The sequence below is a fragment of the Aliiroseovarius sp. B-4 genome (assembly GCF_056857795.1).
In genome coordinates this window covers 50,216-64,175 of the sequence record NZ_JBSXNV010000029.1, presented here as the reverse complement: position 1 = coordinate 64,175, position 13,960 = coordinate 50,216, and the positions used below count along the sequence as shown (strand labels likewise).

Here is a 13,960-nt window from a genome sequence, read left to right as displayed (position 1 = left end):
GTTCTGTTGGGCAGGGCAAGATGGGCGATGATGTGCTGTGGCCCTGCGGTATTGGATGCGAAAGCGGGCTGATAGCCTGTCCGCCCGCGAATGTATAGCGCAATAACGCGTCAGTCGGGGTCCGATAGCGGGTGATGGGTCAGAACAAGGTCTTTCAGACGTTCTTCCAACACATGGGTATAGATTTCGGTGGTGGAGATGTCGGCATGGCCCAGAAGGGTTTGGATCGAGCGCAGGTCAGCGCCATGGGCCAGCAGATGCGTGGCGAAGGCATGGCGCAGGCGATGGGGCGTTACCGCCGAGGGCGCGACGCCGGCGGCCACGGCAATTTCTTTGATCAGCCCATAGAAACGATGCCGGGTCAGATGGCCGCTTTTTCCACCAGACGGAAACAAAAATGGCGACGGCTTCGCGCCGGTTTTTGCGCGCGCCTCCTCCTCGGCCTGATCGCGGGTCGCAAGCCAGACGGCCAGCGCATCGCGGGACGGGGCGGACAGCGGCACCATGCGTTCCTTGCCACCCTTGCCCCTGACCAGCAGCATATGTGGTTCGCCCCGCGCGGCAGCGACGGGCAGCGAGACAAGCTCGCTGACCCGCATACCGGTCGCATAGATCAATTCCATCAGGCAGGTGTTCCGTTGCTGGTCCATCGGGCTGCGACCGTAATCGCGCGCGGTGGTCAATAGCGCGTCAACCTGATCTTCGCTCAGGATCTTCGGCAGGGATTTCGACCGTCCCGGCCCCCGGATCTTGATTGCCGGGTTGTCTTTGCGCCAGCCTTCTTCGTAGGCAAACCGATATAATTGCTTGATGGCAGACAGGCGACGGGCGCGGGTGGATTGGGCCAGTCCCATCGTGTCGCAATCCACCATGAAAGCCTCGATATCGGCGCGGGCAATGTCGGCAAAGCCCATCCCCCTGTCGTCCGCAAATTCGGCAAACCCTTTCAGGTCGCGCCCATAGGCCAAAAGCGTGTTCTCGGACGCGTCAAGTTCGGCCGCCTGTGCGTCCAGAAAGGTCGAAATCCAGCGGGCGTGGTCGGCGTTCATCCGCGCCTCTCAAGGATCAGGAATTCAAGCGCGGCCTGACGGGCAACCTGTTCCAGCCCCACTTGTCGGAAAAAGGCCAGCGCATCGGTCAGCTCATCCAGATCGCCATTGCTGCCCGCAGTGAACAGCTCGATCGCGCGCAAGATGGCTTCGCCCAGTCGATCCTGTTCGACGAGCGAGCGCAGGCGGACCGGCAGGGCGGTGGCCGAGAACCCCTCCAACACCGCGCGGGTGCGATCGTCAATCGGCGACAGGTCAGCGGTTTGACCGCGGGCGATCCCCAAAAGAATCGGGGCAAGCGCGTCGCCTGGGCTTGGTTGTGCGGCCTCGGCCACCTGTTCATATTGCGCCGACAGAAGCCCGAGTCGCAGCGCAATGTCCCCCGCATTTCCCGGCAGATTACGCGTGGCAAGATCGGGGCCGAGCAGCTGCGCAAAGGGGACTTCCAGACCGCTTTCTTCCAGGTGTGGCCACAGGTTCAGAACCGCGCGCGCCGTTTTGTCGTCATCCTGTGCGGCCAGGGCGGTTTCGACGCGCTTCACCGCGCTCATCCGGTCCCAGATGCCGCCGGACGCTGCGGGCTTGCGTTCGGAATACAGCCCCAATAGCTGGTTTTCGGTGACGGCACCCACACGGGCCAATCGTTCGCCCGCCTCGGCCCGAGCCTTCCAGCCGATATTTGCGCGCAAGTCGGATTGCGCGAAGGCCAGCGGCAGGGATGCGGTGTTGATATGCAGCCCAATGGCTTCGAACATGCGGAATGTCAGGGGCGAGGGGTGATCTGGTCGGGGCAGGCCCGGTTCGTCTTCGAACAGGTCCGGATCCAGAAACCGCGCCAGCAATGCATCGTCTTCATCGCTGATATACCCCAGCGCCCGCCCGGTTTCCAAGGTCAGAACGGCGGCATCCCAATCGCCGCTGCGGGCCAGACAGAACACCCGCGCGGGGAATGTCGGGCTAAGCTCGGGCGTGGCGCGCAGGGTGGTGCATTGCAGGTCTTCGTTGCCCAACAGAAGCGCCGTATCGAAAGCGCGGCGAAAGACGCGTGGATTTACTGACCCCGCCCGCGCCAGCAAGGCCTCGGCCTGATCCAGCGCACCGATGGACAAGAGCCGGTCGACACGCGCCAGAAACAAGCGATCCTCGCCTGCGCTGGCCCCCTTCGGAGGGTCAAGTTCGGCCAGCATCATTCGTTGCAGCAGGTTTTGCATCGCGGGCAACAGGTCAAGATCAAGGGCCGCAATGCGGCGCGCAAGGTCGTCAGGGCGCGACAGGCCCCACAGGTTGCGCGGAAGGCCCGTTACGACGCTGGGCAACAGGCCCACGGCATCCAGCACCGGCGTTTCCAGCAGCGCCATCGTCACCTCGGCGACCGAGGCACCGGTGCTTGTGGCGGGTTCATCCAGTGCCGGGGGCAGAATGGCGCTGTCCGATGACGGGGGCGGCAGCGCGATACTGTCCGACAGCCAGTCGATAGCCGACAGGGGACCGGCCCCTTGCGGGGTCTGTGCCGCCGTGGGTGATGCCAAACTGCCAAGAGCACATAACAGCGCGCCGCTCAGAGAAGCGGCGCGTTTTCGTCGTCGCTCCGGTCGTCGTTCAGCCGCCATTCAGCATCACAGTGCTGCTTTGCGGCGCGGTCCTTGGTGCCATATCACCAAAGAATGCGTAACCGGTCAGGCCGATAAAGCCAACGATTGCCAAGAAGAATATAAGCTTGATCAAACGGATCAGCATGTCTTTCCACCCATTTTCTGCCTCAAGTGGTATTTTGTCTGATTTTATATATGGCATTTCCGGTAAGATCACGCCATTCAGGAAAGAAATCCGAATTTGGGCAAGTGGGCGCCGTTTTGGCATTCAAGGTAAAGAAATCCATCGTCATGGTGGGCATGATGGGTGCGGGCAAGACCGCAGTGGGACAGGCGGTGGCCAACCGTCTGCATGTGCCGTTTCTGGACAGTGACGAAGAAATCGTCCGGGCTGCCAACATGTCGATCGCAGAGATTTTCGAACGGGATGGCGAAGAATTCTTTCGCAAGCGCGAATCAGAGGTGATTGGCCGCCTTCTGGACACGGAACGCGCGGTGCTGTCCACGGGTGGTGGCGCATTCATGTCCGAACAGAACCGGAAAATGATCTCGGATCGCGGTGTGGCGGTCTGGCTGAATGCCGATCTGGATTTGCTGTGGGCACGGGTCAAACACAAAGACACCCGCCCTTTGCTGCGCACCGCAGACCCAAAGGCTACTCTGACCCAAATCTATGACACCCGCGTTCCCGTTTATGCACTGGCTGATCTGTCGGTCGAGGCACAGCGTGATTTCACGATTGCCGATATGGCGGATGCGGTGGTGAGGGCGTTGCTGAGCCGACCCGATGTGCTTGAGGAGACCTGATATGACTACGGTCCATGTGCCGCTTGATGACCGCGCCTACGACGTTCGAATCGAACCGGGGCTGTTGTCGCGGGCCGGGAGCGAAATCGCGCCTCTACTGAACCGACCGATAGTCTGGATCGTGACGGAGACGACTGTGGCCGGGCTGCATCTGTCGCGTTTGCAGGATGGGCTTGCCGCGCAGGGTATTGCCTCCAAGGCGTTGGTTCTGCCACCCGGCGAAGGCACCAAGAGCTGGCCATATCTGATGCAGACGGTCGAATGGCTGCTGGAAGAACGGGTCGAGCGAAAGGACGTCGTGCTGGCTTTTGGCGGTGGTGTGATCGGCGATCTGGTGGGGTTCGCGGCCGCGATCCTACGCCGTGGTGTGCGCTTTGTGCAGCTTCCCACATCGCTTCTGGCACAGGTGGACAGTTCGGTCGGGGGCAAAACCGGGATCAACGCACCGCAGGGCAAGAACCTGATCGGTGCCTTTCATCAACCTTCTCTGGTTCTGGCCGATATCGAGGCGTTGGGGACGCTGAGCCCGCGCGATTTTCTGGCCGGTTACGGCGAGGTCGTGAAATATGGCGGGCTGGGCGACGGCGCGTTCTTCGAATGGCTTGAGGTCAACGGCCCGGCACTGGCCGCGGGCGATATGGAACTGCGTGAAGAGGCCGTGCGCCGATCCGTCCAGATGAAAGCCGACATCGTGGTGCGCGACGAGACCGAGCAGGGGGATCGCGCCCTTCTGAACCTTGGTCACACGTTCGGCCATGCGCTCGAGGCGGCAACGGGTTATTCCGACCGTCTGCTCCATGGTGAAGGCGTCGCCATCGGGTGCGTGTTGGCGTTCGAAACGTCGGCTCGGTTGGGGCTGATCAGTCAGGAAAGCCCGTCGCGATTCCGTCAACATCTGGCGGCGATGGACATGAAAAAGGACCTGTCCGATATTGCAGGCGATCTGCCGGACACAGACGGTTTGATCACACTGATGGGGCAGGACAAGAAGGTCGAGCAGGGCAAGCTGCGGTTCATCCTTGCCCGCGCCATTGGGGATGCTTTCGTGGCCGATGACGTTGATATGGACGTTGTGCGCGCGGTTCTGGATGAGGCGTTGGCCGGACGGGCCTAGGAAAACAGCCGCCCAAAAAGGACGGCTGCTTGTGTCTTTTCAGATGTCATCAGAACGGGATTTCATCGTCGAACCCGCCGCCCGCAGGCGCGGCGCCGGGATCTCCTTCGCCATAGCCACCCGGATTGCCACCACCCTGATTGCCGCCCCCTTGGCCAGCGCCTTCGCCGCGCCCATCAAGCATGGTCAATGTGCCGTCAAATCCTTGCAGCACCACCTCGGTCGAATAGCGGTCGTTACCGGATTGGTCTTGCCATTTGCGGGTTTGCAGTTTGCCTTCGACGAAAACTTTCGACCCTTTGCGCAAATATTGCTCGCAAATGCGCACCAGACCTTCCTGGAAGATCGCAACCGAATGCCACTCGGTTTTCTCGCGCCGCTCGCCCGTTTGTTTGTCTTTCCAGGTTTCCGACGTGGCGATACGCAGGTTGCACACCTTGCCACCGTTCTGGAATGTGCGCACTTCCGGGTCAGCGCCCAGATTGCCGATGAGCATGACCTTGTTAAGCGAACCCGCCATCCGTCGTCCTTTCGATTCTGTAATTCGACCCCATCGTTACACCATGTGGTGGCGCAGATGAAAACGGAAATCCCGTTGACCTTGCCAGATTGGCCCGTCCAGAACGGCGGGATTTCCAAGCGTGTCAGAGCGCATCTTCGCAAAATGCCGCACCCTCTTCCCCAAAAAGACGAAGTTGCGTATATTGCGCCCGAGGATTTTCAGGGGACAGGCATGTCGCGCAAGAAATTTTTGAAGACATACGGTGCCGTTTTGGGTCTTGCGGCGGGCATCACCCCGATGGGCGAGGCCGCTTTTGCAGAAAACCTGTTCTCAAGCTCGGGCGGTCGGGCGGCTTTTGCCTCGCAGACCCGTGTTCTGGATACGCGCGCGGCCCAGCAATATGCGGCCAGCACGCGCCTGACCCCCAACAAAGATGCCGTGCCGACATATGGCATTCCGTCCTTTAACGGAAAATACAAGGGCGAGTATCTGGCGCTGGCGAAAGCCGCCGCGCTGCGCCACGGCATTCCACAAGACCTGTTCTTGCGACTGGTGCAACAGGAAAGCGGTTGGAACCCGCGCGCGCGCAGCCATGCAGGCGCAATTGGACTGGCACAGCTTATGCCGTTCACCGCGCGCAAGTTGGGGGTCGACCCTCATAACCCCGCCCAGAATCTCGAGGGCGGCGCACGTTATCTGCGCCAGCAATATGATCGGTTCCGGTCGTGGAAATTGGCCCTTGCGGCGTATAATGCCGGGCCGGAAGCGGTGCTGAAATATTCTGGGGTGCCGCCTTACAAAGAAACGCGCGGCTATGTCCGGGCCATTCTGGGCAGTTAGGATAGCCGCTCAGACAGAACGGCCATGCGGTCCGCAATAGGCGCGTTCGACCTTTGCCACCCGTAAACTGTATCGTTCATACCAGCCTTTGATCCCGAGCTTTTGCGCGATCAAATGATCTGATACCTGTTTCCACGCCTGAATGGCGTCTTCATCTGCCCAATACGACACGGTGATCCCATGGCCCGACGCATCGCGGGTGGTTTCAGCCCCCAAGAACCCTTGCTGAGTCCGAGCAAGGTCGAAAATCTTGTCTGCCATTGCCTCGTATCCCGGCGCGACCTTGGCCAGTTGATTGGTGAAAATCACCGCGTAATAAGGGGGCTTTGGCAGGGGGGCGAAGCGGGGTTGGGGCATCTGGACGCGTCCTTGTGAGGATCGCGCCCAGATTAGAGTGGTGGCCTTGATTATTCTACCCCGGACAATTCTTTCTTGTGCAGCCATTCGGCATGTTTTGGCGCGCGTTTGGTTTGCGACCATTCGTTCAGCATATCCCATTTGACCTCGTCCATCCGGGCCAGCATCGCTTCTTCTTCGGGGTCGGGACAGGCCAGTTCGACGCGGTGCCCGTTGGGATCAAAGAAATAGATCGAATGGAATATCGAATGATCGGTGACGCCGAGGACCTCGACACCTTCTTTCTCAAGATGTTTTTTGAACTCAATCAGTTCGTCGCGGTCTTTTACCTTAAACGCGATGTGCTGCACCCAGATCGGCGTGTTCGGATCGCGCCCCATCTCGGGTTTGGTGGGAAGTTCGAAGAAAGCCAGCACATTGCCGTTCCCGGCGTCAAGAAAGACGTGCATGTACGGGTCGGGCTCATGGGTTGATGGCACATGGTCTTCGGCGATCGCCAGAACGAAGTCCATGTTCAGCATTTTCCCATACCATTCAACGGTTTCCTTCGCGTCCTTGCAGCGATAGGCGACGTGGTGAATCTGTTCGATCTTCATGAGTGTCCTCCTGTTTCGATGTTAACTAACATAAAGTCATTTCATTTGCAACGAATAGGGTGAGCGAAAACCCTGACCCTGATCTGACCAGTTTATGCCGGGGCAAGAGAGAGGGCGTATGCGTAGGTTACGATGATGAAGGCGCTTAGGATCAGGGACCAGATCACGCTGTCGCGCGGCGACCGAAGTGACATGATCCGAATGACATGATCGCCGCTGGGCGTTGTCAGGCGCCGAAACAGCGACCGTTCCTGATCCAACTGGCCTTCGATCAGAATGAAAAATGAGAACACCATGGATGGCAGGTAGACGGTAATGAACATCTCGGCCAACCATGTTTCGGGGCGTGCCAAAAGGCCAATGGCGGCCGTGGCTACAAGACAGGCCGCCAGCGAGACATGCCTGCCTAACCGTAGGGTGCGATTTCGTACATGTGCCAGATGGTCAAGCTTTTGCGCAATCTCTCGATACCCATCTGCGATCAAGGCTCGGCGAAGCAAGTGATAGCGGCGTTTGAAACTGACGGGACTTTGGCGCCTGCACAGGTTCTGGAACGCGTCGGACAGATGCGTATCCTTGTCGGCCAAGGCATGATTCAACCCGATCAAAAGACGTTCCTCTTCCTCTGTCTGGCGTGACACCTGGCCCAGTCCCTCGACCAGAATGACGACGAAAAAGATGCTCAGAATGCTCAGGGCATCGAAATAGAACTCGTTCTCGATGAAAAAAGGAGGCACGAAGTAACACCATGAGCCAGCCGCCAAAACCGTCAGAACAAGCGACTTGAATGCCCTTGACGTGTCGGCGGCGATGGTCAGCAGCAGATTTGAACTCAGGATGAAGGTCAGGCCGATCAGCTCGTGCCCCTTCAGGGATTCTCCGGTCCAGAGCGAGAACAGCAAAAGGGAAAAGGCGGGTGTAAAGAACCAGACAAACCCGTCGGATGCGCGTTTCAATTTTAATGTGGCAAAGGAATACAGAACCGAGGACGAAAAGTTCAGCCCGACCACCACAATCATCCATGGCAAGGCTGCCCAGAGGCTGGGCATTGGCACATCAATTTCTGGATTGCTGCCCGAAAGGAACACGAAATAGATCGCGAACAGTGGCAGAGCTGGCAGAAAAAAGAACTGCAAAAGGAAATAACTCAGGACAGGACCGATGTGATGACGGTCGCGCATCAACTTCACCGCGCGCGCCTTGAACGCGACGGACAAGCCCATGGCCACAGCCGAGGCCAGAGCAAGCAAGGCGCCGATCCATGTGCTCGTATCCACACCATCCAGCTTTGAGGGAAGGTCAAGCACCAGCACCACGCCTAGACAAGCGATGCTACCCCAAAGATAATCACTGCCGTTCAACCGGCTGAGTTGATCTCGCAAAAGATACCCCATCGCGATGGCCGACGGAATTGGCCATGTTTCGGCGATGACGATGGCCACCGGCGTATCAAGCGAGGCAAGAGACATCGTAAAAAGAAGCAGGGACAGAATGAAAAAGAAGGCCTGTATCGAGGCCAGCGACAGGATGTTCCGGTCCTTTAGGGACAGAAGGAACCGGCTGCGCCCCCAGGCAGATACCACCACAGGCAATGAAATCGCGACTTTCAGTGCAATCAGGACGACCGGGAAACTTGAAACGAGCTGTGGATCCATTTCCGAAAGGGCGACCGGAATGGCCGCATAGGCCGCAGCGGAAAGAAGGATCAACTCGATCGTCGAAGCGCGTTTGTAATTCATGAAAAAAACACTCGGGTTACAGCGTCAGGGCGACCTTTTGGCAAGTGTTTCAGGCGACACTACCCATGTGTTGCGAATTCGTCAGCCGGGTTAGCCGCCTTTACGAAACGCGGACGGTGTGGTGCCGGTTTGCTTCTGGAATGCGCGAGTGAAATAGGCTGCCGAGGCAAAGCCAAGCGATTTGGCGATGTCCTTGATCGGGATATGCGTTTCTGTCAGCAAACGACGCGCCTCGTAATGGATGCGGTCTTGCAGGATGGCCGAGGCGGGGCGCCCACAGGTTCGGTTGCACACACGGCTCAGATGGGTCGGTGTGACGCCCAGTTCAGCGGCATAGTCGCGCACCGTCTTGTCGGTGTGGAACTCCTGTTCGACGAGCGCGGCGAAAGCGTTCACCAGACGCCCTGTGGCCCCGATTTCCGATTGCTCGACCTTGGTGTCGGCCAGTTGGCGCTCCAGCCACACAGACAGCAGGCCCGCATGGCACATCATGGCGCGGTGGGCCGTATCGCTGTATTTTTCCATCTCGCGTTGCAGGTCATCGACAAGACCGTTCAGAACCATCTGCTTGTCCGCTTCGCGCAGACGCATATGGACAGCCTCGTCCGGCAGGGCCAACGCCTCTTCGCTGCCTTGCGGAAAGACCACGATGGTGCCGTTCACCTGATTGGACATTTCGAAACCGTGCATGGTGCCTGCGGGCAGGAACAAGCAGTTATGCGGACCATAACCGGCGGTCACACCGTTGACGGTGATCCGGCCCTGACCGCGGGTGAACCACAACAGAACGGGCGCGCCATAGGATCGCATGGCCTCGGTGCGCCACCTGCCACCACTGCCCAACCGGGCAAGCGGCAGGACACGGAAGGGCGACGAAAAAGTATCGGATTTGGTCATAGGTTCAGCGTCAGACGTATAATACGGGCAATATCGAGCAACGTATCATGGGTATCCCAAAAACACGTCGCTGTCCCCAGATTTTTTATGCAACAGCGTTATCCACAGCTTGTCCACAGGCTTTGGGCGACAAATGACGGGTTTTCGGCGGATTGATGCAGAAATGATAACGGTCAGCCATCAGCGTGCGGGCAGTGTGGCACGGTCAGGGCAGGGGAATCACCTGCCAGTTGCCCATCCGCTTGCGAAACCATGTCCGTTGCCTTTTGGCATATTGCTGCGATGCGACAATGGCATGGTTGCGGGCGTCTTCCAGCGTCATTTCTCCCTTCAGATGCGCGATCAACTCGACCGCCCCAATGGCCTTGGCACTGGGGTCTTTGGGGTTCCAGTCGTCAAGGTTGGCGCGCGCCTCGTCCAAAGCGCCTTGTTCAAGCATCAAATCAAAGCGGTGCGCGATGCGGTCCCGCAACCAATCCCGGTCAGTGTGAAACACGAAAGGGCAGGTGTCAGCGAGCGGCAATAACGGTGGCGGCGTGCTGTCTTGCCAACTGGCCAAGCCGCGCCCGGTGGTGCGTTGAACCTCCCATGCGCGGGCCACGCGGGCTGGGTTCTGCTGGTCGATCCGGTCCAGTGTCTCGGCGTCCAGATCGGCCATAAGGGCGGACAATCCCCCTTCGGCCATCCGCTGTGCGCCTTCGACGCGGATTTCGGGCGGAGTCAAAGGGATGTCGGCCAGCCCCTCGGTCAGGGCAGTCAGGTTCAGCCCCGTCCCGCCAACAATGATCGGGCGAAGCGGGCCTTTCAGGATCGGGGCAACATCGCGCAGCCAATGCCCGGCGGAAAAAGGATAGTTGCGCGGAACATACCCGTAAAGCCGATGCGGCACTTGAGCCTCGTCCGCGATTGACGGGCGCGCGGTCAGCACCCGCCAATTGTCAAAGACCTGAAGGGCATCGGCATTGACGATCACCCCACCAGAGGCTTCCGCGATGGCCATGGCCAAGGCTGATTTTCCTGACGCCGTTGGGCCAGCGATCACAACTGGTCGATCTTTCGGTACGCTTTTGGCGATGGACTTTATGTCAACTCGGGTCTGGGACATGTGGCCTCGTGCACATCTCGCCCCGAAGGGGCTTTTTTGACAGGGGACGCGGATCGCGCATTGAATAATGTGCCTTGATCGGTCATTTTGCGCCAAAACAATCACGACAACCAGAAAGTGGCAACCGATGAGTGATCAGGCCTCAGGGGTTTCGGGCAAAGACGCGTCAGACAGCGACGTCGATATCCCGCAACCGACCTATAAACGCGTCATGTTGAAAATTTCCGGCGAAGCGCTGATGGGGGATCAGGGGTTCGGTCTGAACCCGCCCACCGTTGAGCGCATCGCGCAAGAGGTCAAATCGGTCCATGATATGGGCGTCGAGATCTGCATGGTGATCGGCGGCGGCAATATTTTCCGGGGGCTGCAAGGATCGGCCCAGGGGATGGAGCGGACGACGGCGGATTACATGGGAATGCTCGCCACGGTGATGAACGCGTTGGCAATGCAATCGGCATTGGAAGGTCTGGGGGTCTACACCCGTGTGATCTCGGCCATTCCGATGGATCAGGTGTGCGAGCCGTATATCCGACGCCGCGCGGTGCGCCACCTTGAAAAAGGGCGCGTCTGCATCTTTGCGGCAGGTACTGGAAACCCGTATTTCACCACCGACACAGCCGCGACTTTGCGCGCAAATGAAATGGCTTGCGAGGCGATCTTCAAGGGAACGAAAGTCGATGGGGTCTATGACAAGGACCCGGTCAACAATGCGGATGCCGTGCGCTATGATAAAGTTTCGTATGACGATGTTCTGGCCAAGCGGTTGGGGGTGATGGATGCGTCGGCAATTGCCTTGGCGCGTGACAACAACCTGCCTATCATCGTATTTTCGCTGGATGAACCGGGTGGGTTCCGGGGCATCCTGTCGGGCAAGGGCACCTATACCCGTGTTGGCAGCTGACCGGCGCAGACGCATGGGGCGATTTTTCGCCAACCGATGAAACACCGTGCTGGGTCCGGTCAACCGGACCTATACATCATATGGCTGGTGGCGTTATACCGGGCCGAAGACGCTCGGACGTAGGGACGAGAAGAAGACAAGGGGAAGCCACAGGATGGCAAACGAAGAATTTGAACTGGATATGGGTGATCTGGAACGCCGAATGGACGGTGCGATTGCATCGCTCAGAACGGAATTCGCGTCGCTGCGCACGGGGCGTGCGTCGGCCTCGATGCTTGAGCCGATCATGGTCGAAGCCTATGGGCAGCGCACACCAATCAACCAGGTGGGCACCGTGAACGTGCCGGAACCGCGTATGGTGACCATCAATGTCTGGGACAAAAGCATGGTCAACGCGGTTGAGAAGGCGATCCGCGAAAGCGGGTTGGGCATCAATCCTCAGCTCAATGGCACCATCATCATGCTGCCGATCCCCGAGTTGAACGAAGAACGCCGCCGCGAGTTGAGCCGTGTAGCCGCGCAATATGCAGAACACGCGCGCGTCTCTATTCGGAATGTGCGTCGTGATGGCATGGAACAGCTTAAAAAGGCAAAGAATGATGGAATGAGTGAAGATGATCACAAATTCTGGCATGATGAAGTGCAAGGCCTGACAGACAGATTTGTTGGTAATGTCGACAAGGCGCTTGAGGTAAAACAAGAAGAGATCATGCAGGTCTGACCCTCAATCGGGCGAAGATTGATCGAATAAACAGAATTGGGCATGTCGATGGGCAGAAAAGCCGCGGACAAAGCAGAGAAGGTGCATAAGTCGCCTGATCATGTTGCCATCATCATGGATGGCAATGGCCGCTGGGCGCAAAGTCGTGGAAAACCCCGACTTTTTGGCCATCACGCAGGTGCCAAACGGGTGCGCGAGATCGTCGAAGCCTGCCCGGATCTGGGCGTGAAATACATCACCATTTTTGCATTCTCGACCGAGAACTGGAAGCGGACTCAGGCCGAGGTTGCCGGTCTGATGAGCTTGTTTCGTCGCTATATCCAGAAAGAAGCGCGTGCCTTGCTGGCCGAGGGCGTGCGGGTGCGCTTCATCGGTGATCGTGACCGGCTGGACAAGAAGCTGATCGCTCTGATGCACGAGCTGGAGACGCTGACCGAAGGCAATGACCGTGTTCATCTGACCATCGCCCTGAATTATGGTGGCCGGGACGAGGTTGCACGCGCAACACGTCGCATGGCGTTGGATGTGGCCGCGGGTCAGCTGGATCCTGAAAGCGTGAATGAACAAACGCTTACAAGTTACTTGGATACATGCGTTTTACCCGATCCAGACCTGGTAATCCGCACATCCGGCGAAGCGCGAATTTCGAATTTTCTGCTGTGGCAATCCGCCTATGCGGAGTATGAGTTCATCGACACGCTCTGGCCCGATTTCTCAGCCGAGGTCTTTGAGGAGGTGGTCGACCGTTTTGCCGGGCGCGAGCGCCGGTTCGGTGCGGTCGAAACCGCTGCCGAGTAACCTTCAGACCGGTCCCTGATCGGCCCATCGGTGGCGCGACAATTGCGCCACGCCATAGCTTTGCCCCACATCTGCGTGATCAACAGCTTGAGGGCCGCGCGTGTGAGTGCCATAAACCCCGCATGACAACCGCAAATTCTTCTTCGAAATGGTCCGATCTGGCACCGCGCGTGCTTTCTGCCATCGCCATGGCGGCCATCGCAATCGTAGCCGTTGCGCTTGGCAATCCGGTCTATCTGATCATGATTGGCACAGTGATCGGGCTGTCCGTGGGGGAGTTCGCGCGCCTGATGCAACCCGAGATACCGCGCGTCTATATTCTGTTGGGAATTCTGGCGACCATCACCATATTCGTTACCGGGCTTGGCGTTGATATCGCCGATCGGTCAGGTGGTTTGATCGCGTCCAGAACGCTGTTTTTGCTGATTCCACCGCTGCTGGGCACCGCATTGATCAAACGGCACAAATTGTTGTTTCTGGGTTATTGCAGCCTGATCATGCTGGCCGGTTTGGGCTTTGTGGTGATGGGACCGGGCAAGGTTCTGATCTGGTTCTTGCTGATCATCATCATGTCCGACGTGGCTGGCTATTTTGTGGGCCGCACGCTTGGTGGGCCGAAATTCTGGCCAAAGGTCAGTCCCAAGAAGACATGGTCCGGCACGATTGCGGGCTGGGTCGGTGCACTGTTGATTGGCTTGCTTGGGGCAGGTCTGGGCGATTTCACCCCGACGGAAGCCTTGTTCGCCCCCGTGATCGCCTTCGCCGGTCAAATGGGTGACATCGCTGAAAGTGCAATCAAGCGCAAGATGCATGTGAAAGACAGCTCAAACCTTATTCCGGGTCACGGCGGTGTGCTGGATCGGTTTGATGCTATGATCGGCGCCTCGGCGGTTCTGCTGCTTCTGACTGGGGCCGCATCCTTTATGATTTCAGCGGTATGAC

General features: G+C 58.5%; 16 protein-coding genes. 7 read left to right on the top strand and 9 right to left on the bottom strand.

Annotated elements, in window-relative coordinates:
• Window positions 1-110 precede the first annotated feature (110 nt).
• Genes AC13C8_RS03545 through AC13C8_RS03535 form a run of 3 tightly spaced genes read right to left on the bottom strand, consistent with a single transcriptional unit; the run spans window position 111 to window position 2,909 of the window.
• A complete protein-coding gene (locus AC13C8_RS03545) occupies window positions 111-1,049 on the bottom strand; it encodes a site-specific tyrosine recombinase XerD (RefSeq protein ID WP_482846391.1) in 939 nt (312 codons plus the stop codon).
• Window positions 1,046-2,659 (bottom strand): hypothetical protein, encoded by a 1,614-nt coding sequence (locus AC13C8_RS03540; RefSeq protein WP_482846390.1) that lies wholly within the window; start codon window positions 2,657-2,659, stop codon window positions 1,046-1,048. Before AC13C8_RS03540 ends, AC13C8_RS03545 begins: the two co-directional genes overlap by 4 nt.
• On the bottom strand, window positions 2,649-2,909 hold the full coding sequence (locus tag AC13C8_RS03535; RefSeq protein WP_482846389.1) for a hypothetical protein: 261 nt from the start codon (window positions 2,907-2,909) through the stop codon (window positions 2,649-2,651). The genes AC13C8_RS03540 and AC13C8_RS03535 overlap by 11 nt, the downstream gene beginning before the upstream one ends.
• Window positions 2,910-2,932: 23 nt before the next feature.
• Here AC13C8_RS03535 and AC13C8_RS03530 point away from each other — a divergent pair, with 23 nt between their 5' ends.
• Both AC13C8_RS03530 and aroB read left to right on the top strand, forming a co-directional pair.
• Window positions 2,933-3,448 carry a shikimate kinase gene (locus AC13C8_RS03530; protein WP_482846466.1) on the top strand — a complete coding sequence of 172 codons (516 nt, stop codon included), beginning with the start codon at window positions 2,933-2,935 and terminating at the stop codon, window positions 3,446-3,448.
• A 1-nt stretch (window position 3,449) separates the two neighbouring features.
• Window positions 3,450-4,562 carry a 3-dehydroquinate synthase gene (gene aroB / locus AC13C8_RS03525; protein ID WP_482846388.1) on the top strand — a complete coding sequence of 371 codons (1,113 nt, stop codon included), beginning with the start codon at window positions 3,450-3,452 and terminating at the stop codon, window positions 4,560-4,562.
• A gap of 49 nt (window positions 4,563-4,611) precedes the next feature.
• Here the strand turns inward: aroB and ssb are convergent, their stop codons facing one another.
• Complete coding sequence (ssb, locus tag AC13C8_RS03520; RefSeq protein ID WP_482846387.1) at window positions 4,612-5,082, bottom strand: single-stranded DNA-binding protein; 471 nt, start codon at window positions 5,080-5,082, stop codon at window positions 4,612-4,614.
• A 213-nt stretch (window positions 5,083-5,295) separates the two neighbouring features.
• On the opposite strand from ssb, the gene AC13C8_RS03515 reads away from it, so the two are divergent.
• Window positions 5,296-5,904: a lytic transglycosylase domain-containing protein gene (locus tag AC13C8_RS03515; RefSeq protein ID WP_482846386.1), complete on the top strand. Its 609-nt coding sequence runs from the start codon at window positions 5,296-5,298 to the stop codon at window positions 5,902-5,904.
• Window positions 5,905-5,913: 9 nt separating this feature from the next.
• Here AC13C8_RS03515 and AC13C8_RS03510 read toward each other — a convergent pair whose 3' ends face one another.
• From AC13C8_RS03510 to miaA, 5 genes are all read right to left on the bottom strand, one after another.
• The gene (locus AC13C8_RS03510) at window positions 5,914-6,261 is read right to left on the bottom strand and encodes an antibiotic biosynthesis monooxygenase family protein (protein WP_482846385.1); all 348 of its coding nucleotides are present in this window, start codon (window positions 6,259-6,261) and stop codon (window positions 5,914-5,916) included.
• A gap of 50 nt (window positions 6,262-6,311) precedes the next feature.
• On the bottom strand, window positions 6,312-6,857 hold the full coding sequence (locus AC13C8_RS03505) for a VOC family protein (RefSeq protein WP_482846384.1): 546 nt from the start codon (window positions 6,855-6,857) through the stop codon (window positions 6,312-6,314).
• Between the two features lie 92 nt (window positions 6,858-6,949).
• Window positions 6,950-8,596 carry a hypothetical protein gene (locus tag AC13C8_RS03500; protein WP_091430028.1) on the bottom strand — a complete coding sequence of 549 codons (1,647 nt, stop codon included), beginning with the start codon at window positions 8,594-8,596 and terminating at the stop codon, window positions 6,950-6,952.
• Window positions 8,597-8,686: 90 nt separating this feature from the next.
• On the bottom strand, window positions 8,687-9,493 hold the full coding sequence (locus AC13C8_RS03495) for an AraC family transcriptional regulator (RefSeq protein WP_091430030.1): 807 nt from the start codon (window positions 9,491-9,493) through the stop codon (window positions 8,687-8,689).
• 205 nt (window positions 9,494-9,698) lie between these two features.
• The gene (miaA, locus tag AC13C8_RS03490; RefSeq protein WP_482846383.1) at window positions 9,699-10,598 is read right to left on the bottom strand and encodes a tRNA (adenosine(37)-N6)-dimethylallyltransferase MiaA; all 900 of its coding nucleotides are present in this window, start codon (window positions 10,596-10,598) and stop codon (window positions 9,699-9,701) included.
• Between the two features lie 127 nt (window positions 10,599-10,725).
• Here miaA and pyrH point away from each other — a divergent pair, with 127 nt between their 5' ends.
• The 4 genes from pyrH (at window position 10,726) to AC13C8_RS03470 (ending at window position 13,959) form a co-directional block, all read left to right on the top strand.
• Window positions 10,726-11,499 (top strand): UMP kinase, encoded by a 774-nt coding sequence (gene pyrH / locus AC13C8_RS03485; protein WP_091432240.1) that lies wholly within the window; start codon window positions 10,726-10,728, stop codon window positions 11,497-11,499.
• 154 nt (window positions 11,500-11,653) lie between these two features.
• On the top strand, window positions 11,654-12,220 hold the full coding sequence (frr, locus tag AC13C8_RS03480; protein WP_091430034.1) for a ribosome recycling factor: 567 nt from the start codon (window positions 11,654-11,656) through the stop codon (window positions 12,218-12,220).
• Between the two features lie 48 nt (window positions 12,221-12,268).
• A complete protein-coding gene (uppS, locus tag AC13C8_RS03475; protein ID WP_482846382.1) occupies window positions 12,269-13,018 on the top strand; it encodes a polyprenyl diphosphate synthase in 750 nt (249 codons plus the stop codon).
• 122 nt (window positions 13,019-13,140) lie between these two features.
• On the top strand, window positions 13,141-13,959 hold the full coding sequence (locus AC13C8_RS03470; protein WP_482846381.1) for a phosphatidate cytidylyltransferase: 819 nt from the start codon (window positions 13,141-13,143) through the stop codon (window positions 13,957-13,959).
• Window position 13,960: the final 1 nt, after the last annotated feature.